Genomic DNA, 25,823 nt, shown 5'->3' with positions numbered 1-25,823 from the left:
CGATGCAATTTATACAGTTACTACAAGAACATACTGCCTTAGCTTTGGTTATATTCGGTCTATTGGGTCTTTGTATTGGTAGTTTTTTGAATGTGGTTATTCATCGTACTCCGCTCATGATGCTGCATGGCTGGCGACAAGAATGCAGTCAGTTCATGACTGAACAAGTAGACATGCCGCGCGAGCACACGCTACCGATAGCAAACATTGTAGCTAAAGATCAGCCAATCACTTTGAGTCGTCCAGCGTCACGTTGCCCTCACTGTGCCCATAAAATCAGGTGGTATGAAAATATACCTTTAATCAGTTGGTTAATGCTGCGCGGACGCTGCTCTGATTGTAAAGCCTCGATCGGCATACGTTATCCTTTAGTCGAGCTGATAACTGCCCTACTATCAGTGTTAGTGATTTATAAATTCGGTGTAAATGCTACGGGGCTGTCTGCTCTGGTTTTGGTATGGACATTAGTGGCTTTGACAGGGATTGATTTTGATACGCAGCTACTACCTGACCGTTTGACGTTTCCATTGGCAGGTTTAGGGCTCGCAGTGAACTCACAAAGTTGGTTTGTGTCACCAACACAGTCGATTTGGGGATTACTGCTCGGGTTTTTATCGCTATGGATCATCGTGAAGGTGTTTTACTTAATCACCAAAAAACATGGAATGGGACAAGGCGATTTTAAATTATTGGCAGTACTGGGCGCTTGGCTTGGGCCCATGATGTTACCCTTAATCATTCTATTATCATCTCTACTTGGGTCGATTGTCGGGTTAATCTTGATGAAAAAACAAGGTGAGAGCAAGCCTTTTGCCTTTGGTCCTTACATTGCTATCGCAGGTATCGTGGCGTTGTTGTATGGTTCAGATATCGTCAGTTGGTATCTTGGCATGTATACTTACTAAATGATTCTCATAACTTTTCAGCGGACATGTATAAACGAATAAACAAGATTTTTTGAAATCTAATGGTTGGTTTATCGCTGCATTCCTTATTATATATACTAGACAAGCTACTACTATGTTAAAAAACACGCCTCACCCTTATTCGCACCAATCACAAAGTCCCCAAACGAGCAATAAAACACTTGTAATCGGTTTGACAGGTGGTATTGGTAGTGGTAAATCTGCTGCTAGCGCTTGGTTTGCTGAACAAGGTATCGATATCATCGATGCAGATGTGATTTCACATGAGACTGTTGCCAAAGGCAGCGACACGTTACGCAAAATCCAGAAAAAATTCGGTGATTGGGTGTTGAACGGTGATGGGTCAATGGATAGAGCTGCTGTGCGCACTCATGTGTTTACAAACCCCGAAGCACTGATTGAGCTTGAAGCTATCACTCACCCAGCGATACGTGAAACGGCAAAAGCACAGCTAGAGGCTAGTACCTCCCCCTATGTGATATTGTCCGCACCGCTACTGATTGAGGCTGCGGAAGCAGGACTTGCTAATTTATGTCAACGTATTCTAGTCATGGACGCCACTGAGGACACGCAGCTTGCACGTGCCAGTCAGCGTGATGATCAAAGTATACAAAAAATCAAAGCCATTATGACCAATCAGCTCAGTCGTGAAGAGCGTAATCGTCATGCGGACAACGTCATACTCAATGAAAGTGATCTGGCATCCTTATACCTACAGCTAGAACCCTTACATCAAGAGTATCTTATGCTTGCCCAGCAGCTAAAGTTCGCTGTCGATTAACTTCGTACAATGCCATACCAGTTGCAACGCTCACATTTAGACTCTGTAAATTGCCATGCTCGTTTCCTGACATTGGGATATATACAAGCTCATCACAGCTTTCCATTGTTAGGCGACGCATTCCCTCTCCTTCTGAACCCATAATAATAGCGGTTTTCCCAGTCAGATCAGCAGCATGTATTGGTTTGGCATCGGCATTGAGCGCCGTACCAAATACAAATACACCAGCACTTTTAATTTGTGACAACGTGCGTGCCAAATTGGTGACACTGATAATCGGCATCATCTCTGCTGCACCAACCGATACTTTGGCTACTGTGGGCGTTAGGCTTGCTGCATGGTGCTTGGGACAAACGACCGCATCTACTCCCATGGCAACTGCCGTACGCAAGCATGCACCAAAGTTATGCGCGTCTGTGATTTGGTCCAGTACCAATAACAAGCACTGCTCACGACCAATAATGGTATCGAATAAGCCCTCATCGGCGAAACCTAGTGGACGAGCATTGAGAACCACGCCCTGATGCTGCGGACTACCGCATAACTGCGTTAGCTTGTCTTTTTGGGTTGGCTGAACACTAATACCGTTAGCTTGGGCTTGGGCTATGATGGCTTGTACATGACTGTCAGTCTCGCGTCCTTGCTGCACAAACAAGCTAAGACCATCAAGAGGACGATGTTCAAGTAACGCATCAATTGCATGGATGCCATAAAAATAAATGGGTTTTGCCATAATAGGCCTATTAAATATGAGGTGGGTATCGCGATAAGCGATGGAGTAAAAAAGATGTTATCGGCACTGATAATAGATGTAGCTATAACTACTCATTACCAATTAAACAAGACTTAAAAACAGAAATAAACAATACCAACCTGATATTGTTTATTTTTTGGTTGTTGACATTATTAGCCAATCATTAATGATATTAGCGTAACGGTACTGTTATTGTACTGCTAACACTATCAGCTTTCTAATATTATTAGCCCTCTAGGTGGCAGACATACTGAACGATCTCTTCGGTACGAAGATTGAAACCACTGTTGCCTTCGACGACAAATGATTGACCTGCACGGTAGTAGCTAAATTCCTCGTCGCCGTTGATTTTCACTTCACATTCGCCACTGGTGATTTCGATACGCTCGGAGGTATTGGTGCTAAAGTGATAGTGCTCTACCAGATTATCACAGGGTAGGATAACACCCAATGTCTTATGGCGACCATCTTCAAACATAATGGTATGGCTCGAGCATCGACCGTCATAAGATATTGTCGCTTGTGCATTGACTGTTACGTTAGTAAATTGCGCCGCTGTCATCGTGGCTTCCTTATCAAATAATTATGGTAAAACTAAAAAATAAGTAACGGGTTACAGTCATCCCAGCATAGCGTCATGACCAGACACTTCTGCTCGACGTACTGTATCCTTTTATACTAGATATCTGCGCACTACAAGTAGTCGCAGCTTCTATGAAAACGCTTTGGAACAACAACTGATCGGGACATTGTGCTTCCCACTATACGCCTATAATTTTACAAACTCATGACTTGTTGTCATGTATTACATTTTATCATTGTGTGAGATTATGCTACCACATTATATCCATAAAGTTTGTTAAAGCGACTAGGAAAATACTGCTTAGTACTGATTATCCATCGACTTAATTAGTGTTTTTTCGTATGACTATTTAATCAGTATAAGAGATAGGCTGTCATGAGCACTGCCTGAGTTATTTTATATATTGGCTGTTTATATATCTACTTGGTTTTGGGACATCAAACTATCCTAATAGTTGATATTGTAGACATTATAGTAATGACTTGCGGTCTATTTTCGATAGTTATATGATACTCTTCCAAGAAGAAAGTCTATTATACATCGTCTTAAAGTTTGTATTTAAGCCTATTTAGCACCATACTATTTGCCTACAACATCTATCTACTTAATACGGTTAAGCAGATAAAATCATCTCATTATTTATCCCATTTCATAGATGGCTCCTTGAGTTTTATATGAAGTCCATTGTCTGTCACGAGAGGCGTTGATGCTAGTATCATTAACTTTACATCAGTTTGCATTGATCGCTAAGCATGAGCTGAGTGTGGCTGAAGGTTTCAATGTCATCACTGGTGAGACAGGGGCTGGCAAGTCGTTATTACTCGATGCGCTGTCTTTATGTGTCGGCGCGCGTGCAGACAGTGCGATGGTCAGACATGGCGCAGCACATGCAGATGTCTATGCTCAGTTCGATATAGCGAATAACCCTGTTATCACTGAGTGGTTTACCAAAAATGATCGAGCACTAGAAGAGCCTGAAGTACTTATTCGTCGACAGCTCAGTGATACAGGACGCTCAAAAGCATGGTTAAACGGCTCACCCGTCAGCTTGGCTGAGCTAAAAAGCTTGGGCACGTTGCTGGTCAATATACACAGTCAACATGCTCAGCAAGCCTTGTTAAAGCCGCAGTTTGTGGTGCAGTGGCTCGATGAGATGGCACAAATCACGCCACTAGCTGAACAAACTGCCAGTAGCTATCAGGAGTATCAGCAGCTAAAACGCCGCGCTGATGATCTTGCTAGCCGTGAAGCACAGCGCCAAGACCGTATTCAATTATTACAAAGCCAACTGGCGGATGTTACCCCTTTATTGGCTGTCGATTATACAGACGTTGAATCTGAGCATGAAGAGTTATCCAATATCGAAGCGCTCATGCAAGAAGCCAGTCATGGCTTGCATCTGCTCGATAATGATACCGACGAACCAGACGTTATGACGTTGCTTGGTCAGGCTATAAAACTCTGTGATCATCAAGTAAGTGTCAGCCAAACGTTTGAGCAAGCCTCTGAACAGCTGCATTTGGCACAGCAACAAATCACTGAAGCCACGACCCTACTGTCGGACTATGCTGAGCAGCAACTGCCTGACCCTGAGCGTTTGCAATCATTAGACAATCTCATCAGTTTGGGTCATCGCCTATCTCGTAAGCACAACTTGCCAGCGGGTGATTTGATCGATGAAGCAAAAGGATGGCAAGAGCAATTAGAGCAATTAGAAAATGAGCCGAGCAGTGATGTAATGGCCGCGCAAATCGAGCAAGCTTGGCAAGACTATTTGGCATTGGCAGCTCAGCTAAATAAAGCGCGTACAAAAGCCGCGCCCTCAATCAGTAAACAGCTTATTGAGCAGTTACAGCCGCTTGCACTACCTAATGCTCGCTGCGAGTTCATATTTACCGAAAAGGCAGAGCCGAGTCACTATAACGCGCAGGGGTGCTTCGATGTCGACTTACTGTTCAGTGCCAATGTCGGTATGCCGATGCAGCCACTACACAAAATCGCTTCAGGTGGTGAGCTATCGCGCATGGCGCTAGTCATGCAAGTACTACAAGCGACCAATGCTGATAATAATGCTGCCAAGCCCATGCTCGTATTTGATGAAGTCGATGTCGGTATCAGTGGCGGTACGGCACAAGTCGTTGGTGAGCTGCTACGCACACTAGGGCAAACGCAGCAATTGCTTGCCATTACTCACCAAGCCCAAGTCGCAGCGCAGGCGCATCAGCATATATTGGTACAAAAGCACCATCAAGAGCAAACTGAAAGCGAGCTACTCATATTGACTAACAGTGCACAAGTAGATGAGCTTGCCCGTATGTCTGGCGGGGTGACTATTACAGAGGTCACTCGTGATCATGCTCGCAGCTTATTGTCTGATGTCAAATAGCCTACTATCAAATAGCACGCCCACTGTCGCCAAATCTTTTATTGTTTGTCAGCAAAACAGTTTTTACTAGATAGTTATAACAATCAGTAGCATGTGGCGTGAATCTTGCTTTTCTATCCATTATCACCATATAGTGGTCTCTCACCCTTTTTATTCGGTTGCGTTTGTTTCTATGTCTAAAACCAATTTGACCCATCACTTCTTGATTGCAGCACCGGAGCTGTCAGACCCCAGGTTTGAGCAGGCGCTCATCTACATCTGCCGTCATGACAAGCATGGTGCGCTAGGTCTGATGGTTAATCGTCCACTTGAGCAATCTCGAGTCGGTAAGTTATTAGAAGATTTAGATATCGAAGTGACCAATCCACAAGTGATGGAAGATGTGGCACTAGAAGGTGGCCCCATGTATCCTGAGGTTGGTTTTGTGCTGCATACTGGTCAACCAGAGTGGGCGTCCTCTTTTGCGATTTCGGAAAACGTCTGTATCACAACCAGTCAAGATATCCTAAAGCGTATCGCTGCAGGACAAGGTGTCGGTCATTATCAGCTGTGTCTGGGTCATGCCAGTTGGGGTAAAAAACAGTTGGACCAAGAACTGGGTAATGGTGATTGGCTGGTGTGCCCTGCCGACCTTAATTTACTTTTTGATACGCCATTCGAAGAACGTTGGCAAATCGCTGCGGACAAAATCGGTGTCAATTTTGATTATCTCAGCAGTGAAATTGGTCACGCTTGATATCATATATTTCATGCATTGCGTCTTATAAATACAGATAGAGAACCAAAGGATAGCCGTGACTATGGTAGATAGCCCTTTTACAGCCACTAGCAAAGACGCTATAAATAGTGCCATTGATAGTCTCAATGCCGCTGGTGTCAGTCATAGTGACCTGAATACCAGCGACCTTAGTACCATTGATAGTAACAATGACAGTACCGCTGAGACTGGCATTACTGAGAGTGCTGAACCAACGGTAAAGCCGCATCTTATTTTGGCATTAGATTATGGTGTCAAAAAAATGGGTATGGCGCTTGGTAATACCATGACTCAGACCGCCCGTGCATTTGACATCTTGGCGATGAATAATGGTCAGCCTGACTGGGACAATCTAATCGGTATTATTAAGGTCTGGGGCGTGGCACAAGTTATCGTCGGTCTACCACTTAATATGGATGGCAGTAGCTCTATGCTCTCAAAACGAGCACATAAATTTGCGCGTCGTTTGGCACATAGGATTATGGAGCAACATCTGCCCGTAACCGTGTCACTATGTGATGAGCGCCTGACCTCAATCGAAGCAAGAGAAATCGCATGGGATAACGGTTGGATAAAAAACGAGCGCGACCCGATTGATGACATCTCTGCCTGTATCCTGATGTCGACCTATTTTTCGGACCCAACTAGCAGTATTGCCATTGACGCGATCAAAGCCGACTAGTTAAAAAAGCACCTGAAATACATAGTTGCCTTATGACGCGACTTCGCTATATTGTCTCTTTCCACAGATAAATGACTGATTACTATGACCACCGCTTCAGACCAAGATTTGCATACTAAGTCGCAACATGGTTTTGCACCGCTTGCTATTGCCCGTATTAAAGGTGCGCAGCGTGCAAACCAAGTAGCGATTTATCTTATTTATGCGGCTATTCTCGCATTTGTGGTCTTTGGCACCATCGCTAGCATTAAGATGTTCCATGACAACCAGCTTCTTTATCGATTGTTTTATAACCTACCCTATGCTCTAGTTGCTCTCACCATTCCTATTACTATTTATGATGCGCTGGTGGTGTATCGCTACCGTTTGAACCAGCCCTCGATGATTGCGATGAGCATTGGTGTCTCGACTATCATACTCGTTGGTGGATTAATATTTGCAGATACCGTCTGGTTGGGATTGTCCTGTTGGCTGGGTGTGGCTTTTTTATTTAAAGTAAGTTTTAAGCGCTTTTTTAACTTTTTAGAAGTGGCTGACTTGCCTGATAATGACGAAACGCCAGAGACAGATATGGTAGACGATTCAGACAGCACGCATCAATAAATCAAGCAAACCAACTGTTATTAAACCCACCTATTTAGCTTTACGATAATGACTATGACCACTTCTATACCAGATACCCCAATCAACCATCACCTAGACACGCAGGGGCTGATCTGCCCTGAACCTGTGATGATGCTACACCGAGTCATCCGCAGAGCAGATAGTGGAGATATAATCGAAATACTGGCAACCGACCCTGCTACCACTCGCGATATTCCAAATTTCTGTCGTCATTTGGGTCATGAACTAATCGGCCAAGAAACGCTGGCTGAAAACGTAAGCTTAGACACTGACCCTGACGAAATCACCATCGATAGTGACGATACTACACCTGCAAGCGTGACGCTGTACCGTTATGTGGTTAAGAAAAAAGAGGCGTAATAGGTCTGGTTTTTTCCTAATAACTACCTGTCACTGCTAACCTACCCCTTATCTGAGATTGTCTTATGAGCCGTGATCGCGCCGTACAGCAAAGGCAACCCAAAGCACTGGCAGTCGATGATGAGCCAGCTTATATGACGGAGTTTCGTCAAGCCATGCTGGCACGTGGTCTAGCGACGCGTACTCGTAATGCGTATGTGCGCGATTTACGTGCTTGTGAATTAACCAATCCTATTGCCCTGACTCGCTGGCAGCCTGATGATGTGCTGCACTGTCTGTCACTACTCACTCAAGATGACAAAACCCCGCGTACCCAAGCGCGTATGCTCTCAAGCCTACGTCAGTTCTATCTGTGGATGATCGCGAGCAACCTACGTGAAGACAATCCTTGTGAGCGTATCAAAAGTCCAAAGCTTGGTCGCCCATTGCCAAAAGACTTGAGCGAGGCTGATATTGATAACCTCTTAGCCGCGCCTGATACCAGCACTGCTCTCGGTCTCCGTGATAAAGCTATGCTAGAAGTACTCTACGCTTGTGGTTTGCGCGTCAGTGAGCTGATAAACCTAGCACTTGAGCAAGTGAACCTAAACGCTGGCTGGCTACAAATCACAGGTAAAGGCAATAAAACGAGGCTGGTGCCACTTGGTGAATATGCCAGCGACGCGCTAGAAGACTATCTCTCGCATGGGCGCGGGGATTTGATTGCGCATTTGAAATCTGGCAACTGCCAAGCGGTGTTTTTGACGGCACAAGGCGGCTACATGACGCGGCAGAACTTTTGGTATCTACTTAAAAAGTATGCCAAAGTTGCCAGTATCGATAAGGAACTATCACCGCATACCCTGCGTCACGCCTTTGCCACGCATCTACTTAATCATGGCGCCGACCTGCGTAGCGTGCAGTTATTGCTTGGGCATAGTGATTTATCCACCACGCAAATCTATACCCATGTGGCGACCACAAGATTGCAGCAGTTACACGCCGCGCATCATCCGCGTGGGTAACTTTTGGGTAGCGTGGTGAATAGAATTGTCATTAAATATTGATTTATAATCGTCAGAGGAATACACCGTGTCGTACGCCGAGCCATCATCCAAGCCAACTCTCACCAAAGCGCAAGAATTTGCGCTCAAAAAACTGACCATTATGGGTTATTTGGAAGGCACGTCTTTTTTGCTGTTACTTGGTATCGCTATGCCACTCAAATATATGTTGGGCATACCTGAAGCAGTGAGCTATATCGGGCCAGTCCATGGGGTGTTATTCGTTGCTTATATCATGGTGCTGATCATTACAGCGGGTAGAATAAAACTGCCCCTATGGGCGCTACCCGCTGGTGTGCTTGGCTCATTTCTACCCTTTGGACCGTTTGTGTTTGATCACTTATTGAAGAAGCGGCTGGTACAGTAGTATTAAAAAGTCTTGATGACACAAACCTATACCCTGAAGTGATGACGATAGTGCAGAAACCAGTAAAAAAACATCGCTGTTTTTTAAATGAGCCGTAACCCTGTATCATGAATTATTGTCTACTGGCTTGTGAATAGCGGGGTGCGCTGTGTTTGGGTTTGATATCGACTTACAGTTAATGGGTTATCATTTTTTTCAGTTGTGTATTGCCTTTATATTGTCATTGCCCATTGCCCTCAATCGGGAGATGAAAGACAGTGGTGCAGGGCTCAGAACCTTTCCGCTAGTGACGATTGCCACCTGTGCTTTTATGTTGGTGGGTCGAGATATTTATTCAGATGGTGATGCCGAAGCACGTATCATGTACGGTATTATCACTGGTATGGGCTTTATCGGTGGTGGCGCTATTTTTAAAAGTGGCGGCAGCGTAAAGGGTACAGCGACAGCAGCAAGTTTATGGAATACGGGTGCTATTGGCATCTCAGTCGCTTACAGCCGCTACGAGATCGCTATTATTTTATCTGTTGTTAGTTTTTTGATATTGCAGTTCTCTAGTCCATTTAAAACAGAGAAGCAAACCAAAAAGTAAGCTGAAATTTTATTCGGTTGTCGCTACAATACTCACCATACTTATCAATTGAGAATCCCATGAGCCATAGACCACCTGCTGACCTCCTCAAAAACGCTGAACACTGGCGTGAAGACATTAACTTTCGCCAAGACGTACTGGGTAAGCCGTTTGATTTTGCGACCACGTGGGGTATTTTTTCACCGCAAAAGCTCGATGATGGTAGCCTGATGCTGCTTGATTATGTAGATTTCCAAGACGATGATGATTCGATTGATTTGGGTTGTGGCTATGGTGTGCTGGGTATGACAGCAGCACGTGAATGTCCAAATGGTCAGCATACGCTCATTGATAAAGACTTTATGGCGGTAGAGTATGCGCGCCGTAACTGTGAGAAAAACGGTCTAAACAACGTCGATGTGCATTTATCAAATGGCTTCAACCATGTGGCAGCCGACAAAGACTTCAGCCTTGTGATGTCAAACTTGCCCGCCAAAGTAGGTAAAGAACAGCATTATCTGTATTTCCTAGATGCTTATGCGCGCATGCGCAAGGGTGGACGTTTTTATGTCGTCACGATCAATGGCTTACGTCAATTTGTGAAACGCTCATTTACTGAAGTGTTTGGCAATAGCGATAAAATCAAACAAGGTAAAACCTACACAATTACTATGGCGACCAAAGAATAATCTTTAGCATCTAGCCATAAAAGATCGTTAAAAAAAGCACGCTACCTCTGATGTAACGTGCTTTTTTATTGGCTTATTTACGGGTATAGGTTATCTGCTACATTTGTCGTTTTATCAAATAACCACCGAGCGCTGCACTGCCGATAATTGGTAGTAACACCATGAGCATGGGCGAGAATCCTGTGGCGAGCGATACAAACCCAACCAAGTCTTGAATATAGCTAAATAGCAGACCGAAAAGCAAGGCCACCACGATACGTAAGCCTAAGCTGTGTGTCCGCAGCGAGCCAAAGACAAACGAGCAAGCAACGATGACCAATGACAATATTGACAAAGGTGAGAGCAGCTTTTGCCAAAACGCCACTTCATGCTCTAAGGAGCGATTGCCCTGTTGACGCATAAATGTGCGATGCTCATATAGCTGCGTCAATGACAAATCTTCTGCTTTTCGCGTGAGCAAGTAAACCGACTTTGGGGCAAAAGGTAAGCTGAGGGTATCTGATGCTGAGACTGCTTGACTACTTTCAAAACCCTGATTGATACTGAGCTTGACCATGTCATTCAGTTGCCACTCGTAGCGATACTGCTCGCTTGGCTTATCACTGCTAAGGTCAATCGGCTCACGCCCCGTATATTTGCCGCCTTCAGCATGAACTGCCGTTTGCAAATTGCCATTGTTGTCTAAATGCCAACGTTTGACCTCGCCAATGTTGCCTGCAACATCAGCATAATCGATGTACAAAATATCGCTACCATCAGGTATGGCACTACCATCCTCTGCACTATCAAACCGTGGCTGTATCGTCCAATAGCCTCGTACTGAGGTAACCAGAGAGATATTATCCTCGTCATTGATCTGCTTTGCCAATTGATTAGAGGATGGTAAGACGAACTGATTGATCGCTAATGCCAACAGCACAAAGATCAAAGCAGGTTGTAATACCCAGCCAACGATACGATAGATGCTGACTCCAGCTGCACGCATGACAACCAGCTCGCTTTTGTTAGCAAGTAAGCCCAGTCCGATAACAGCACCCAGTAAAGCACCCGTTGGGATAAACTGCTCTAAAAAGTACGGCGAACGATAGAATATATATTTAAGCGCCTCACCCATCGTATAGCTGTCATCCAAAGAATCAAGCTCTGACAAATAAGAAAATACCAGCTGCAACGCCCATAGACCCATGACAGCAGCAATAATAGCAAGCAAGGCGTTGAGTTTGACGTAACGGCCTAGCACTTTTAGGCTACCTGGTTTTTTGGCCAGTTGATCAGCGCTTGCAGACTTAGCAAATAAAGAGCGCATTAAGACTGCCCTCCTGATGAGCGGTTATTTTTATTATCGATATCACTATGTGTAGTGGCTGCAGCCAGTCTATTTTCTTGTTTGCGAAAACGCAGGCGATGTTGCACACGGCTACCCCAATTCAAATAGAGCGCCAATGCCATAAACCCTAGCACTAACCATGCATATGCCCACACGCTGACGCTGCCTTTGCTCACCGCATTTTTGAGCGAGATGATACCTAACGCACAGCTCACAAATAACAAGATAGAGGGAAACAGACGCAACCAACGTCCCTGCCGTGGACGTACTTGTGCAAGCGGTACTGCTAGCATCGGTGCGATAATCATCAGCCATGGTAATGCCAGACGATAACCTAGCTCGCCTTGGGCAGCACGCAGCGCATTATTAGTACTGGTCCGTGCGTCACCCGTTGCAGCGCGCCATAGAGGTCCTATCGCTTGAGTTTCTATATTGTCCTCGGTGATAACGTCTTGTGAGGACTCGGTGAGTGTGATGCGATAACGATCAAAAGCCACTTGATTATATTTTAAGCTACCTGCGCCCACTTCGTAACGACGACCTTGGAACAAGTCTAATTGGGTCACGCCACTATTACCTGTGTTTACTTGCTCAGCACGCTTGGCAAGCGTAATCGTATCCTTGCTGATATTTTGTGCACCACTATTTATAATGTCTTTTGGCATATCAGAGATGCCGACCTGATCTGCTGTCTTTTGATCAATGGTGTTGTTCATATCGGCAGCATCTTTAGTATCACTGCCTTTTGACGCAGGCTCAGACTGGATCAATATCACATCTTGCAGTTTTTTCTTATCATCGCTGAGACTGCCTACATATAAGTGATAGTTACCGCTACTGATAAACTCATTCGGTCGAATCAAATCAAACGCACTGGTCAGTGCTTGCTGCTGCCAGACCGCCTCAGATGAGCGTACGCCCCATGGTTTACCAACAATAGACAACGCAGCCTCTCCAACGAACAAGGCCAATATCAATGGCGTCATCAATCGCGCCAATCTACCACGAGACACGCCGCTAGCATTAATAACTGCCATTTCTTGATCGACGTATAAGCGACCGAACACCAACATCAAGGCAATAAAAAAAGCTAACGGCAATATCAATTCTAAAAAGTACGGCAGATTGTACCCAATGATCGTGAACAATAGGCTAACGTCCAAACGCCCTTCGGCAGCAATGCCAAAATAACGTATCAAACGTCCACCAAGCATCATCACCACCAAAAACCCCAATACCAGTGCAGTGGTCGAGGCAACTTGTTGAGTCATATAGCGGCGTAATATCACAATGGGTACTCTTAAACAGTTGGTAGGCGCATGGTCGATTGAGCAGTTCTCATCGAATGTAAAGACGACGATAACACAGCATAGTCAAGACATAAGTTCAAATAGACCTTCAGGTCTCAGCAAATACTGCTGGACGACTGATTAGTCACACTAAACAAATACAAGCGGCAAATATAACCGCTAATGCTAGCATGTTTTGCCTAAAAATGGCTGTGAAATGTGTTTGAAAACATTACCTACACCTTGCTAATAGCGCATTATTGACAGTAAGAGAGAAATATAGCAAATATTGGATGAAGCAGTAACCAGGCTTCAAATGAGATTAACTGAAAAGACCTCTCTTCCATTATATTTTTGCTTTATTTATTTTAGAAAGGTTTGTTTGTCGTTCGTATCACTGAGTGCGTATGGCCAATATTAATTGCTAGACTGAGTGACATTGCTAAATAAAGTTAAGTAAAAAAATGCCAAGTGCAAAAAATACTTTTATATCGTCAAATGGAGAATAAGATCAATGAATAATATGACGTCTACCCCCTCTACCCTACTTGAACTCGCTGGCGGCACGTTTGATGCACTCGACTGGTCGAAGTGCGCGCTCGTGCTTATTGATTATCAGAATGAATATGTCGATGGCGCGATGCCATTAGGAGATGCTGGCACCAAAGCGATTGAAAACGCGCAGCGCTTACTAGATAAAGCCCGTCAGCAAAATGTGCCTGTCTTTCATATTACCCATCACGGTCCAGAAAACGGCAATGTCTTTGATCCCCTATCAGACAACGTTGAGATTGTTGAGCAGCTCCAGCCGCAAGATAGCGAGGCGGTGATTACCAAAAAACATCCCAATGCGTTTCACGATACTCAGCTACAATCAGTGATTTCATCTGCATCAAAGCAGCAAGTTATTTTTGCAGGCTTTATGAGTCATATGTGTGTCAGCTCAAGCGTTCGCGCCGCATTTGACTTGGGCTTTGATAGCTTTGTCTGTCATGACGCTTGTGCGACTCGCGCCCTACCGAGCGCCAAACAAGAAACCATCAGTGCTGAAGTTATGCACGATACGGCGATGGCAGCATTGCAAGATAGATTCAGTGCCCTAATGACGACAGACGAATTGGTTAATGGCTAAGTCTTAAAATGATCGTGTAAATTGGCGCAGTAAAATTGTACGAACTTATTACCTAAGCCTTGCTAACTGCGCACTATCATCGCAATATGCTACACTACTGTGATTGCTCAATAGGCCAAATACTCTAATAATTTAACAGGCATACGCACTCATACGAACGCTGTATTTTTCATAACTCTAATAAGGATAACGATATGAATATCAAATTATCTCAGCACCTACCAAAGACCCATACGCAAAAAATGCTAAAAAAAGAAGCCAAGAGCAAAGACGACGCTTGTCTGGTTGTATTGGTCGATGATAAGAAAAACATTCTTGCAAAATCTGTGCTGACTGAATATACCGCTCGTATTGAGCAGTTGATCGATGTGTCACATTTCAAAGGCACTGCTTGTGAGACCGTTGCTGACTATGCGTTGGCAGGTGATAAAAAGACAACCAAACAGAATCCTGTACAATTACTGCTAGTCGGTGTAGGCAACATGGATAAGTTCAATAATACTGTACTGCAAAAGATTGCTAAGACCATCTATAGCAGCACACAAAAGCGTGTGTCTTCTATTACGGTTGCATTGGGCGACGCGCTAGAAGAGAATCATTTTGGTCAATTTGCGCTCAATCTACTAGCCGCCAGTTATCGTTTTGATAAGTATAAGTCTGAGCAAGCGACGCCTGTATTAACTGATGTTTACCTAGTAGCTGATGACACCTTGCAACCTGCACTTGCATTTGCTCAGTCAGTATTTGCCGGTCAGAGCCTCACTCGTGACGTGGCCAATGAGCCAGGTAATATTTGCTTCCCAGCTTATATGGCAGAACAAGCTCAAGAACTTGCAACCACTTATCCTGATTTGTTGACCGTCAAGGTACTTGGCGAGGATGAGATGACAGCGCTAGGTATGCATTGTTTCTTAGCCGTTGCACAAGGCTCTACCAAAGAAGGCAAGCTGGTATTAATGGAGTATCGCGGTAAATCAGCATTTGGCACAGAGGCAGGAGCGACTGAGACAACCAGCAGCAACGCAAAAGTATCTGGTCTAAAAGCACTGGCTGATAAGCTACCAACCAAAAAGTCAGCTAAGAAAGCAGACAATGCTAGCGATGATGCCCCAATCGTATTGGTCGGTAAAGGGGTTACCTTTGATTCAGGTGGTATTTCAATCAAGCCAGGTGCAGCAATGGATGAGATGAAGTTTGATATGGGCGGTTCGGCGTCAGTACTTGGTACCATCAAAGCCTTGTGTGAAGCACGTCTACCCATCAATGTCGTTGGCGCACTCGCTTGTGCTGAAAACATGCCATCAGGTGATGCCACACGTCCAGGCGATATCGTAAAAGCCATGAATGGTAAGTCAGTTGAAATCTTGAACACGGATGCCGAAGGTCGTTTAGTGCTCGCGGATACCTTATGTTACGTACAGCGCTACAACCCAAAAGCCATTATCGATGTGGCAACCCTGACTGGTGCTTGTGTGGTTGCCTTAGGTCATGTACGCTCAGCGGTGTTTAGTAACGATGAAGACGTACTGTTTGACTTAGAAAACGCGAGTAATCTGTCGGGCGATCTTGTTTGGCATATGCCATTAGATGACGAGTATCAGGCTCAGCTCGATTCACCAATCGCCGATATGCAAAACATCGGTGGCAAAGGTGCTGGTGCTGTCACTGCCGCCTGCTTCTTGTCGCGCTTCGTTGAAGAAGGTCAAGCATGGGCGCACTTAGACATCGCTGGTACCGCATGGAATTCAGGTAAAGACAAAGCAGCAACTGGTCGCCCTGTGCCACTATTCATGCAATATCTAAAAAACAGCGCAGACAGAGTATAAGCGTTCTATGAAGATCAGCTTTTATGTATTAAGTGAGAGTAAGGCCCAAGATTTCTTGGGCTTTATTTGTCAGTTGACTCAGACAGCGCTCAACAAAAGCGCTCAGTCTTTGCTTATTTTAATTGAAGATAAAGCCTTACTATCAGACCTAGATACGGCACTTTGGGCATACGATGCTACGAGCTTTATACCGCATCAGTGTCTTTTAGATAATCAAACTGATGTCGACATGGCGGCTAGTAAGTCTATGACACCTGTATTGCTTGGTAATCATATGCCAGCAGACTTCAACGGTATTGTGCTCAATACCACTGCACATCCTGTTAATGATTTCATGGCAGCTACTAGTAATGCCAAACCCTCCCGAGTCCTTGAGCTGATCAAACCAGATACGGCAAGTACCCAAGCGGGCCGTGATAAGTATAAAGCGTATCAGCAATTAGGCTATGAGTTGACCCACTTTAAGGTTTAGCTTTACCTTTTACCTTGTCACTTTGTCTGTTTGCCACTTTTTATAGAATTTACTGTCATAAAATCTACTTGTTACCTGATATATCGCTGTCTTTGATGCCTCATTGTTGAGGCATTTTTATTGCCTAGATTTAGCTAAGTATTATCTAGGTATAACCCTTTCTAGCGTCATAATTTATCCTATTCTATATGCTCGCCTACTACCTTCCACTTTGCGTACGGCACTCGCTGCTATGAGCGGTATGCGAATATGCCAAAAAATGCTACCATCCCTCGACAAATTTCCCCTTAAACAATTCACTTACTTTTGACAGACGTCGAGGATATACAAATGCGTTCATTGATTGCGATGTATCAGCGTATAGGACTGGTGCCGCTCATTATTATTGGTTTGGTGTTAGGCGTACTGATCGGTTGGCTTGCACCAAGTGTGGGTACTGCCATAGGCTTACTCGGTACACTATTTGTCGGTGCTTTAAAGGCAGTTGCTCCCATCTTGGTATTTGTTTTGGTCATGGCAGCGATTAGTCAGCACCGTAGCGGCAATGAGGTCTACGTAAAGCCGGTGCTGATCATGTATATGTTCGGCACTTTTTTGGCCGCACTAACAGCAGTCGGTGCCAGCTTTTTATTCCCGACGAATTTGGTCTTGGTAAACGCCGATATCGCGCAAGTACCACCTGCTGATTTAAAAGAAGTATTAACCAACTTGTTGATGAATCTGGTCGCAAACCCGATCAATGCCATCGCTGAAGCCAACTACATCGGTATATTAGCATGGGCGATTATCATTGGTTTTGCCTTGCGTCAGGCCAGTGATAGTGCGCGCAATGTCGTTGGTGATTTTGCTGATGCCATCTCACAGGTCGTTAAGTGGATTATTGCGTTGGCACCATTTGGTATTTTGGGACTGGTCGCCAGTACTGTCGCTGAGACAGGTTTTGCTTCTTTGGCAGGTTATGCACGTATCTTGATGGTACTCATCAGCTGTATGCTATTTATTGCTTTGGTTGCCAATCCATTAATTGTCCTTGTGAAGACTGGCAAAAACCCTTATCCCCTTGTGTTTACTTGCTTGCGTGAGTCAGGTATTACGGCCTTCTTTACCCGTAGTTCAGCTGCCAACATCCCAGTCAATATGAACCTGGCACGCAAACTGGGTTTACATGAGGACACGTATTCAGTAACCATTCCACTGGGTGCCACAATCAATATGGCGGGGGCTGCAATCACAATTAACGTATTAACGCTTGCGGCCGCTCATACGCTAGGTATCGAAGTCACGTTTGCATCAGCACTATTGTTAAGCCTCGTTGCGACGGTCAGTGCGTGCGGTGCCTCTGGTGTGGCTGGTGGTTCGTTATTGCTCATTCCATTGGCAGCAAGCTTGTTCAGTATTCCAAATGATATCGCCATGCAAGTGGTGGCCATCGGCTTTATTATTGGCGTCATTCAGGACTCAGCAGAGACAGCCTTGAACTCTTCAACTGATGTACTATTTACCGCTGCCGCTGATCCTACTTACTCGCGCTAATCTCTAGCACAGCATCTCTATAGACATAAAAAAGGGCCTTTGAAGGGCCCTTTTTTATTGAGTATTACAAGCAAATAACTACTTTATACTGTCTATATCAACCTCTATGACTGGCGTTTGCAGCTCTGTTTGGCGTTTGAGTTGGCGTAGCTGCTCAACCTCATCTAATAACTCAATAATTAAACCAATGGCAGGTACACTGGCTTCAAAATCACGACTCAACCGTGAAGCGCGGCGTACGGTCGTCAACTGATAGCCAGTGAACTGTTCGCGCTCTGGCACATCATATTCAATGATATTTTCTTCGATTAACTCAATGACCCATTGGCGCTCTTGACCACAGGCCGTGACCAGCTCATCTAAACTCATGATAATGTCAGTAAATTCAGTCGAGTGTTTCATAGCTATTATCCTCGTTTGCTCTATTTTATCGTTATCCTAGTCATCTCTACGGATAGCTTATCATTGTAGTGATAGATGACTCTTATCAAGGGCGTCGTCTAACGGTTGATACTGGTATCAGCAAAGGCTTGCTTGAGCTGTTCATACGCATCGATGGCCTCTTCGCTACTGATATCAGGATTGACAATATTTAAAGTTAAGTACAAATCGCCTGATTGTTTGGCAGGAATACCCTTACCCTTTAGACGTAAATTGCTACCTGATTTGCTGTCTTTGGGCACCGTTACCCCAAGCGTACCCGCTGGCGTACTGACGTTAATTTTTTCGCCCAGTGCCGCTTCCCACGGTGCGATATTTACGGTCTGGTAGACATCCGCGCCTTCTATTCGGATATTGGCATCGTGGCGAATTTTAACCTTTAAAAACAAATCGCCATTTTTACCATGACTACTACCGGCAGCGCCTTGTCCAGCCAATCTGATTTGCTTACCATCCGTGATACCCTTTGGAATTTTTATTTTTAGGGTTTTGTTGTCATAGTCGACGTTACCATTGGCCTGACGCACAGGGACATTTAGTTTGATGCTGTAGTCGTCACCACTATATACTGAGGATAAATCAACCGTAATCTCGGCATGTTGGTCCTGACCTTTACTATCTTGCGTACCAAAATCACCACCAAACTGTTCAAACCCGCTGCTTTGAGAGCGGCTACCCGCTTGCCCACCAGCTGATCCACGCGCGCCGCGACCGAACGCTGAGAAAATATCATCAAAGCGAAAACCACCATCACCAAAAGCCTCACCATCACCAAACTGGCTTTTGATATCTTCCCAACGAAACCCACCTTGCCCTGCACTACTCTGTCCACCAAAGCCACTTGCGCGGCTTTGATTTGCAAATGGATTGTTTAGCATCGCGTCATACTCAGCGCGCTTGTCTTTGTCTCTGATGGTCTCGTAAGCGTTGTTTATTTCTGCAATCTTGTTGTCCGCGTCGGGGTGATCGCTGACATCAGGGTGGTATTGACGAACGAGCTTACGGTATTTCTTTTTGATATCAGCATCTGAAGCATCTTTTTTGACCCCTAAAATGTCATAGTAGTTTTTTTCTGCCATGTTATTTCCCTCAAAATAAAAGCATATTAGTGATATCGGTTCACCAGTTTTGAATGATAGGTCATAAACGACCACTTAATACTGGTATGTTGTCTCTTTCTAACTTACCTTTTATGGTAGTAATAATAAAGATAAACACCGTTATATAAATATTACCAGCCACGACGTATAGCTATGCTGAGACTCCAAAATACAGATAAATAAGTATTTTTACTCTGAGCTAGGTATTTATTAATTGATAAATATTTTTTATGAAGCGTCTAAAAGAGTATTTAATTTCTTATATTAGTGGTTTGGAAACACTATAGAAAGGTTTTGTTACATTCAATAGATAGTGTTTTAATAGATGCAAACCGCCTTAATAATGCTATATCGATAGTATTTGTATTTATATATTACCCATTTGCATTGTATTATTCAGTCTCCCGTATTTTGTTAGCTTGTTTATGAGAACCAGTCTCTATAACGTCATATTAAGTCTTTTCTGTATCAATTTTTCTTGGCAAAAACATATTTTTCTCCTTAAAAAACAATCATTTGACCTCATGAGTTTTTTACACAGCAGTAATAATATGACAAGCTATCTCTTGTAGAATCCCCTCATTATTCGTACTCATAGGGAGTATAGATAGCGTAGGCAAGAGCATCTGTCTATTTTATTAATTGCTTATAGGTATTAAATGTCTTATTTAATCAAGTCTTTGGTTGTCGCGTTATCACTATTGCTGAGCACTACAGTTTTTGCTGGTAATACCAGTTACTACGGTAGTAAGTTTCATGGGAAGCGTACAGCGAGTGGTAGTATTTTCAATATGAACTCTTTAACCGCTGCACATCGCACGTTACCGTTTGGTACGAAGGTTCAAGTAACCAACCAAAAGACAAAGCAGAGCGTAGTCGTAAAAATCACCGATAGAGGTCCATTTGTTCGTGGGCGCATTCTTGATTTATCGAAAGCCGCTGCTGGTCAAATAAACTGTAAACTTTGTACGACCACAATGGAAGTACTGTCTTACGGTGATGGTAAATACCGTAAAGAATGATGTCATAGATCTAAAAAAAAGGGAGGGCTAACGCCCTCCCTTTTTTATTGTTCACTGTTAAGTATTCAAAGCGGTTTATGCAAACCTACTTTCCATTTCTTCTAACGTCGTCATCGATAGCAACAGCTTTTCTTCATTATCACTATGCTGCTGTTGTAATGCCGTTTGCTCATTTAACAAAACCAGCAAGTCGGACTTACGGCTTTCTTCATATAGAGTCGTATCAGCCAGTTTTTCCTCAAGCGTCACGAGCTGCCCGTCAATTTTAGCCAGTAGCTTTTCTGTGTCCTCTATCTCACGACGAATAGGCGCTGTCAATTTACGTTGTTCAGCAGCGAGCTTACGCTGTTCTTCTTTACTAAGTGCAGGCGTCGTCGTTTTGCTTTTTGAGGAATGATCAGCTGCTTTATTACTTGCTTGGCTATTATCTGTTTCACGTGAAACAAACTTCTTACTCTCTTTTTTGCTTTTCTTTTTATGGTTACTCTTCTCTTGTGTACTTTCTTGCTTACGCTTTTCAGCCAGCCATTTACCATAGTCGCTGATGTCACCGTCGAACTCATCGATTTTGCCATCATGAACGAGATATAGCTCATCACAGACGTTGGCAATCAGCTCGCGATCATGTGATACCAGGACAACGGCTCCTTGAAACCCTTGCAGCGCAATGGTCAATGCTTGGCGCATCTGTAAGTCCAAATGGTTGGTCGGCTCATCAAGTACGAGAACATTGGGACGCTGCCAAACGATCAACGCCAATGTTAGACGCGCACGCTCACCACCAGAGAATAACTCACTTGGAGTATCGATACGCTCACCGCGAAAATCAAAACTGCCTAAGAACGAACGCAATAGCGCATCAGAGGTTTTACCTGCTAGGCGGCGCAGCATCTCTATGGGCGTGGCTTTGGCGTCCAAGATATCCATTTGATGCTGGTTGAAATAGCCCAATTTTAAGGTGTCTGAAACGCGGTAGGTACCTGTCAATACGCCAAGCTCACCAACCAATGCTTTAATCAGTGTGGATTTACCCGCGCCATTCATACCCAGCAAGCCAATACGCGTGTCTGGCGTCACTTGCATGCTGGCATTGTGCAGCAGTGGCGTCTCGCTATAGCCAATATCTGCATGGGTCAGCTCAATCAGTGGTGAGCTCATGTTTGCTGGCTCATAAAACTGAAATGAGAATGGATTGTCTGCCATCATTGGTGACAGCTCCGACATACGCTCTAACTGTTTGATACGGCTCTGTGCTTGCTTAGCTTTACTAGCTTTAGCACGGAAACGACGAATAAAGTCATCTAAATGCGCCTTGGTCGCTTCTTGCTTTTCAAAGGCTTGCTGCTGCTGTGCCATACGCTCATGACGCGTGCGAATAAACTGCTGATAATTACCCGTATAAAGGGTGATTTTTTGTTGTTCGACATGCAAGATATGACCAACTGTCGCATCCAAGAAGGCTTGGTCATGCGAGATGACAATCACTAAACCCATATAGGCATTGATCCATGTCTCAAGCCACAAAATAGCATCCAAATCCAAATGGTTGGTTGGCTCATCGAGTAGCATTAAGTCAGCACGGCTCATCAGGGTTTTGGCAAGGTTCAAGCGCATACGCCACCCACCAGAAAACCCTTCTACAGGCAGCTCATGCTGACTGGTATTAAAGCCAAGACCTGCCATGATTTGAGCGGCTTTGGTGGGCGTGCGATAGCCATCAATTTCATCAAACTGCTGATGCAATACGCCGATCTGCTCATCACTGACACTGCTCAAGTCATTGAGTGCCGCATTGATTTCATACCACTGCTCATCACCACTGAGTACATAATCGACCGCAGACTGCGTCGTCGCACCCACTTCCTGTGCCATATGCGCCACTTGCCAGCTATCAGGAATACTGACTTCACCTCTATCCAGCGTGACTTCGGTATCGCCTTTACCCATTTGCGTCAGTAGTAGCGCAAACAAGGTCGACTTGCCGGTGCCGTTGTTGCCCGTCAGGCCAACTTTGTGACCTGGATGTAGCTGAAAGCTTGCACCTGCAAACAATTCACGTCCATCACGGCGAACACCAACGTCTTTAAATTCGATCATATAATTTCTTCATCTCAGCAATAATATAAATATAGGGCAATAAAAAACACACATAGGGTATGCCAACTGGCGGCTATTATTTCAAACGCTTGCCACATAGGCAAACAATTAAATAACTATTTCAAAACTAAGTGTTTATTATGACAATAGCTTGAGGTTCGATAGTCGGCTATTGAGCGCTCAAATACCGATTAGCAATTTAAAGATAACTATTATAAAGGTTATGATCACAATGCGCCTATGTATAGACAGCGAGTATCAATACTGCCTAGTAAGCGTTATACATTCTAGTACTGTCTAATAGTGCTTTATACTAGAGCGTGTCTTCACTCTAAAGACAATGATAAAGACACGATAGATGGAAGCCTAGCAAGGAAAACAGCACAGACAATATCAGGATAGTAACCCATTATCTATTGTCATCAATGGCATGGTTAGCACACAGTGAGTCGTGTCACTCTTGACAAACGAAACCGCACCCCCATTATGATATACTGCTAAAAAATAAGTGCTTAATATAAGTAGAAAGCACCAGTGCAGGATATAAGCGCTTAGCATCTATAACGCATTGTGGCAGCGCAAATACTCTTTTAAAGCGGCTTATAATGCATTACTAGTTTTGACATAACGACAGCACCCAATTAAATCAAACGCCGTGCGTATCTTTTTTTGCAATCGTTTTATTGCAAACCCAAACAGGACGACGACCGCATTTGATCCTAGCAACTGAGGTAGATATGAACGAATCAGCCAACCAATTTAGTCCAAGCTCAAGTCAACCAGTAGACCCAACCATATTGAGTCTCACCGATAGTGCTGCCCAAAAAGTACGCCGTCTACGCGAAGAAGAAGGTGATAGCGATCTGATGCTACGCGTCTATGTGACTGGTGGCGGTTGCTCTGGTTTTTCCTATGGATTCAACTTTGCCAATGATCTGAACGAAGACGATGCCAATTTTGATAACGGTGATGTGACCTTGGTCGTCGACTCACTAAGCTATCAGTACTTGCAAGGCTCGACCGTTGATTATACTGAAGGGTTAGAAGGTGCTCGTTTTGTGGTGACCAACCCAAATGCAACCACCACTTGCGGCTGCGGCTCGTCATTCTCTATTTAAATGGCCTGTCGTTTTGGCACTATGGCCTAAGATACTTAATGGGCGCGCCAAAACGAGATTGGATGATTTAGAGCATAATGGTCAAAGCATCTATCTACACGGTAGGTGCTTTTTTTATAACTCTTAAGTCTATCTGATAAAACTGGCTAGCATGAATACTAGCTAATTTGACTCTAAATACTGAGAAAAACTTCGTCAAATCATCCTTCCTAAAGCTTATCGTATTTGTAATTGTCCGTGGTTTTCAATACGGCTTTGAGCTAAACTGACGGGATTATTGACCTAACATTTACCTATTTTATGGTCAAACGCCTATCGTGTTTTGATCCACCATAATAAATAACAATAGATGACTATTATGAGTAATTTTACGAGTAGCTTTGTTAACTTTGACATTCCTAACTGGTTCGATAGCCAGCATCTGACGGGTATGCTTCGTGGTATCGAAAAAGAAGGACTGCGCGTAAAGCCTGATGGTTTTTTGGCACAGACACCGCATCCAGCCAAATTGGGATCAAAACTGACACATCCTTTTATTACTACTGACTACTCAGAGAGCCTACTCGAGCTCATCACCGAACCAAAAACCTCCCCAAAAGAGACCCTCAACATGTTGCGCCAGCTGCACGTGTTGGTGTATCAGGGTATGCCTGAAGGTGAGCTGATGTGGCCTTTGTCTATGCCATGTATGTTGTCATCGAAAGATGAAGATATTCCATTGGCTGATTATGGCAGCTCTAACACAGGTAAGCTAAAAACCTTATATCGTAGTGGTTTGGGTATTCGTTATGGTCGCCGCATGCAGACCATCGCAGGTCTACATTACAACTTGTCTTTTGGTGATACGCTCTTTGAAACCTGGCAAGCGCAAACCCCAACGGCACAAGATCAGACGCTGACAGAGTTCAAAAACGAAAAATACTTGGGGCTCATTCGTAACTTCAAGCGCTTAACCAGCCTTGTGCTATATTTACTGGGCGCCAGCCCAAGCGTGTGCCCTTGTTTTGTGGCAGGGCGTGAGCATGATCTTGAGTTGCTCAATGACTCAACCTACTATAAGCCTGCTGCGACGAGCCTACGTATGGGCAAGCTTGGCTACACCAATAGCGTGCAAGAACAGCTAGATATTCGTTATAACTATCTGCCAGAGTATGTCGCTGGGCTACGCCGTGCGATTCAAACGCCGCATGACAGCTTTTCTAAACTTGGTTTAGAAGACGCCGACGGTAACCCTGTCCAAATCAATAATCATATCCTCCAGATAGAAAACGAATATTACAGCCCTATTCGTCCTAAACAGATTGCGATGAGTGGTGAGACACCGACCGAAGCGCTTGAACGTCGCGGTATCGCTTATGTTGAGTTTCGTGCGATTGACCTTGATCCTTATAGCGATGTCGGTATCCGTCTATCCAGTGCTTGCTTCTTAGAAGTGATGGCGCTCTACTGTCTATTCAGTGAGTCGCCAGACTTGCTTCCTGAAGAAGAAGAGACACTCGCTATCAATCTTGAGCGTGTGGTCAATGAAGGTCGCCGCGATGATTTACACATTATCAATAACGGTCAAGAGCAGTCACTAGGGCGTTGGATGCTCACACATTTGGAGCGTATGCAGCCCCTTGCCGCACTACTGGATGCTCACTACGGTGGTAATGACTACCGCGCAGCAGTAGCATTGATGCAAGGCAAAGCAGGACACTCTGAGTCGACCATATCTGCGCAAGTAAACTCAGATAGCAAACGTTTGGGTAGCCTATGGCAGCTTGGCTTTACCTTGGCTCAGCAGCACCGTGACTCTCTGTTGCAACAAACGCTCAGTCCGAATACCCAAGCAAAGTATGAAGTATTGGCAGAAAAATCTGTTCTACAACAAGCTGATATTGAAAAGTCTGAAACAGAAGACTTTATGGAATTTTTGCAGCAGTATCGCTAAGTTTTGATTACTG

25 protein-coding genes are annotated in these 25,823 nt (G+C 44.4%); 18 read left to right on the top strand and 7 right to left on the bottom strand.

The genetic code is table 11. The features are described from left to right. Window positions 1–2 precede the first annotated feature (2 nt). Both AC5JPT_RS09630 and coaE read left to right on the top strand, forming a co-directional pair. Window positions 3–905, top strand: coding sequence for a prepilin peptidase (locus tag AC5JPT_RS09630; protein WP_493857931.1), 903 nt, complete (start codon window positions 3–5; stop codon window positions 903–905). A gap of 115 nt (window positions 906–1,020) precedes the next feature. Beyond that, on the top strand, window positions 1,021–1,707 hold the full coding sequence (gene coaE / locus AC5JPT_RS09625) for a dephospho-CoA kinase (RefSeq protein WP_493857930.1): 687 nt from the start codon (window positions 1,021–1,023) through the stop codon (window positions 1,705–1,707). Here coaE and rlmB read toward each other — a convergent pair. Together rlmB and ppnP are read right to left on the bottom strand one after the other, a co-directional pair. Then, window positions 1,670–2,440: a 23S rRNA (guanosine(2251)-2'-O)-methyltransferase RlmB gene (gene rlmB, locus AC5JPT_RS09620; RefSeq protein ID WP_493857929.1), complete on the bottom strand. Its 771-nt coding sequence runs from the start codon at window positions 2,438–2,440 to the stop codon at window positions 1,670–1,672. The two genes, coaE and rlmB, sit on opposite strands and share 38 nt — an antisense overlap. 247 nt (window positions 2,441–2,687) lie before the next feature. After that, the gene (gene ppnP, locus AC5JPT_RS09615) at window positions 2,688–3,023 is read right to left on the bottom strand and encodes a pyrimidine/purine nucleoside phosphorylase (protein ID WP_319050756.1); all 336 of its coding nucleotides are present in this window, start codon (window positions 3,021–3,023) and stop codon (window positions 2,688–2,690) included. A gap of 727 nt (window positions 3,024–3,750) precedes the next feature. Between ppnP and recN the strand changes: the two genes are divergently transcribed. The 9 genes from recN (at window position 3,751) to AC5JPT_RS09570 (ending at window position 10,520) form a co-directional block, all read left to right on the top strand. Next, entirely contained in the window at window positions 3,751–5,430 is a 1,680-nt protein-coding gene (gene recN / locus AC5JPT_RS09610; protein WP_493857928.1) for a DNA repair protein RecN, read from the top strand. A gap of 172 nt (window positions 5,431–5,602) precedes the next feature. Beyond that, window positions 5,603–6,166 carry a YqgE/AlgH family protein gene (locus tag AC5JPT_RS09605; RefSeq protein ID WP_493853831.1) on the top strand — a complete coding sequence of 188 codons (564 nt, stop codon included), beginning with the start codon at window positions 5,603–5,605 and terminating at the stop codon, window positions 6,164–6,166. Window positions 6,167–6,380: 214 nt separating this feature from the next. Next, complete coding sequence (gene ruvX, locus AC5JPT_RS09600) at window positions 6,381–6,869, top strand: Holliday junction resolvase RuvX (protein WP_493858463.1); 489 nt, start codon at window positions 6,381–6,383, stop codon at window positions 6,867–6,869. Between the two features lie 84 nt (window positions 6,870–6,953). After that, window positions 6,954–7,472 (top strand): hypothetical protein, encoded by a 519-nt coding sequence (locus AC5JPT_RS09595; protein ID WP_493857927.1) that lies wholly within the window; start codon window positions 6,954–6,956, stop codon window positions 7,470–7,472. Window positions 7,473–7,520: 48 nt separating this feature from the next. Further along, complete coding sequence (gene tusA, locus AC5JPT_RS09590) at window positions 7,521–7,853, top strand: sulfurtransferase TusA (protein WP_493857926.1); 333 nt, start codon at window positions 7,521–7,523, stop codon at window positions 7,851–7,853. Between the two features lie 65 nt (window positions 7,854–7,918). Then, complete coding sequence (gene xerD / locus AC5JPT_RS09585) at window positions 7,919–8,857, top strand: site-specific tyrosine recombinase XerD (protein WP_493857925.1); 939 nt, start codon at window positions 7,919–7,921, stop codon at window positions 8,855–8,857. Between the two features lie 67 nt (window positions 8,858–8,924). Then, the gene (locus AC5JPT_RS09580; protein WP_493857924.1) at window positions 8,925–9,263 is read left to right on the top strand and encodes a DUF3817 domain-containing protein; all 339 of its coding nucleotides are present in this window, start codon (window positions 8,925–8,927) and stop codon (window positions 9,261–9,263) included. 148 nt (window positions 9,264–9,411) lie between these two features. Then, a complete protein-coding gene (locus AC5JPT_RS09575) occupies window positions 9,412–9,852 on the top strand; it encodes an MgtC/SapB family protein (RefSeq protein WP_493857923.1) in 441 nt (146 codons plus the stop codon). A 59-nt stretch (window positions 9,853–9,911) separates the two neighbouring features. Further along, window positions 9,912–10,520: a class I SAM-dependent methyltransferase gene (locus AC5JPT_RS09570; protein WP_493857922.1), complete on the top strand. Its 609-nt coding sequence runs from the start codon at window positions 9,912–9,914 to the stop codon at window positions 10,518–10,520. 97 nt (window positions 10,521–10,617) lie between these two features. Here the strand turns inward: AC5JPT_RS09570 and lptG are convergent, their stop codons facing one another. Then, on the bottom strand, window positions 10,618–11,826 hold the full coding sequence (gene lptG / locus AC5JPT_RS09565; RefSeq protein WP_493857921.1) for an LPS export ABC transporter permease LptG: 1,209 nt from the start codon (window positions 11,824–11,826) through the stop codon (window positions 10,618–10,620). Continuing rightward, window positions 11,826–13,118, bottom strand: coding sequence for an LPS export ABC transporter permease LptF (locus AC5JPT_RS09560; RefSeq protein ID WP_493857920.1), 1,293 nt, complete (start codon window positions 13,116–13,118; stop codon window positions 11,826–11,828). The genes lptG and AC5JPT_RS09560 overlap by 1 nt, the downstream gene beginning before the upstream one ends. A gap of 532 nt (window positions 13,119–13,650) precedes the next feature. Here AC5JPT_RS09560 and AC5JPT_RS09555 point away from each other — a divergent pair. The 4 genes from AC5JPT_RS09555 (at window position 13,651) to sstT (ending at window position 18,099) form a co-directional block, all read left to right on the top strand. Next, a complete protein-coding gene (locus AC5JPT_RS09555; RefSeq protein ID WP_493857919.1) occupies window positions 13,651–14,268 on the top strand; it encodes a cysteine hydrolase family protein in 618 nt (205 codons plus the stop codon). Window positions 14,269–14,462: 194 nt separating this feature from the next. Then, window positions 14,463–16,094, top strand: coding sequence for a leucyl aminopeptidase (locus tag AC5JPT_RS09550; RefSeq protein WP_493857918.1), 1,632 nt, complete (start codon window positions 14,463–14,465; stop codon window positions 16,092–16,094). A gap of 7 nt (window positions 16,095–16,101) precedes the next feature. Next, a complete protein-coding gene (locus tag AC5JPT_RS09545; RefSeq protein ID WP_493857917.1) occupies window positions 16,102–16,566 on the top strand; it encodes a DNA polymerase III subunit chi in 465 nt (154 codons plus the stop codon). Between the two features lie 330 nt (window positions 16,567–16,896). After that, window positions 16,897–18,099, top strand: coding sequence for a serine/threonine transporter SstT (gene sstT, locus AC5JPT_RS09540; RefSeq protein ID WP_493857916.1), 1,203 nt, complete (start codon window positions 16,897–16,899; stop codon window positions 18,097–18,099). Window positions 18,100–18,177: 78 nt separating this feature from the next. On the opposite strand, the gene AC5JPT_RS09535 is transcribed toward sstT, so the two are convergent. Both AC5JPT_RS09535 and AC5JPT_RS09530 read right to left on the bottom strand, forming a co-directional pair. Next, window positions 18,178–18,501: a chaperone modulator CbpM gene (locus AC5JPT_RS09535; RefSeq protein WP_493857915.1), complete on the bottom strand. Its 324-nt coding sequence runs from the start codon at window positions 18,499–18,501 to the stop codon at window positions 18,178–18,180. Between the two features lie 98 nt (window positions 18,502–18,599). Further along, entirely contained in the window at window positions 18,600–19,619 is a 1,020-nt protein-coding gene (locus AC5JPT_RS09530) for a DnaJ C-terminal domain-containing protein (RefSeq protein ID WP_493857914.1), read from the bottom strand. Between the two features lie 680 nt (window positions 19,620–20,299). Here AC5JPT_RS09530 and AC5JPT_RS09525 point away from each other — a divergent pair. Next, on the top strand, window positions 20,300–20,662 hold the full coding sequence (locus AC5JPT_RS09525; RefSeq protein ID WP_493857913.1) for a septal ring lytic transglycosylase RlpA family protein: 363 nt from the start codon (window positions 20,300–20,302) through the stop codon (window positions 20,660–20,662). A gap of 75 nt (window positions 20,663–20,737) precedes the next feature. Here AC5JPT_RS09525 and AC5JPT_RS09520 read toward each other — a convergent pair whose 3' ends face one another. Then, a complete protein-coding gene (locus AC5JPT_RS09520; protein ID WP_493857912.1) occupies window positions 20,738–22,759 on the bottom strand; it encodes an ATP-binding cassette domain-containing protein in 2,022 nt (673 codons plus the stop codon). Window positions 22,760–23,496: 737 nt separating this feature from the next. Here AC5JPT_RS09520 and erpA point away from each other — a divergent pair. Beyond that, window positions 23,497–23,877, top strand: a complete 381-nt coding sequence (gene erpA, locus AC5JPT_RS09515; RefSeq protein WP_010197674.1) for an iron-sulfur cluster insertion protein ErpA — start codon at window positions 23,497–23,499, stop codon at window positions 23,875–23,877. 358 nt (window positions 23,878–24,235) lie between these two features. After that, on the top strand, window positions 24,236–25,810 hold the full coding sequence (gene gshA / locus AC5JPT_RS09510) for a glutamate--cysteine ligase (protein ID WP_493857911.1): 1,575 nt from the start codon (window positions 24,236–24,238) through the stop codon (window positions 25,808–25,810). Window positions 25,811–25,823: the final 13 nt, after the last annotated feature.

It is taken from the genome of Psychrobacter sp. H26 (assembly GCF_059073035.1).
This window is presented reverse-complemented; position numbering and strand designations above follow the sequence as displayed.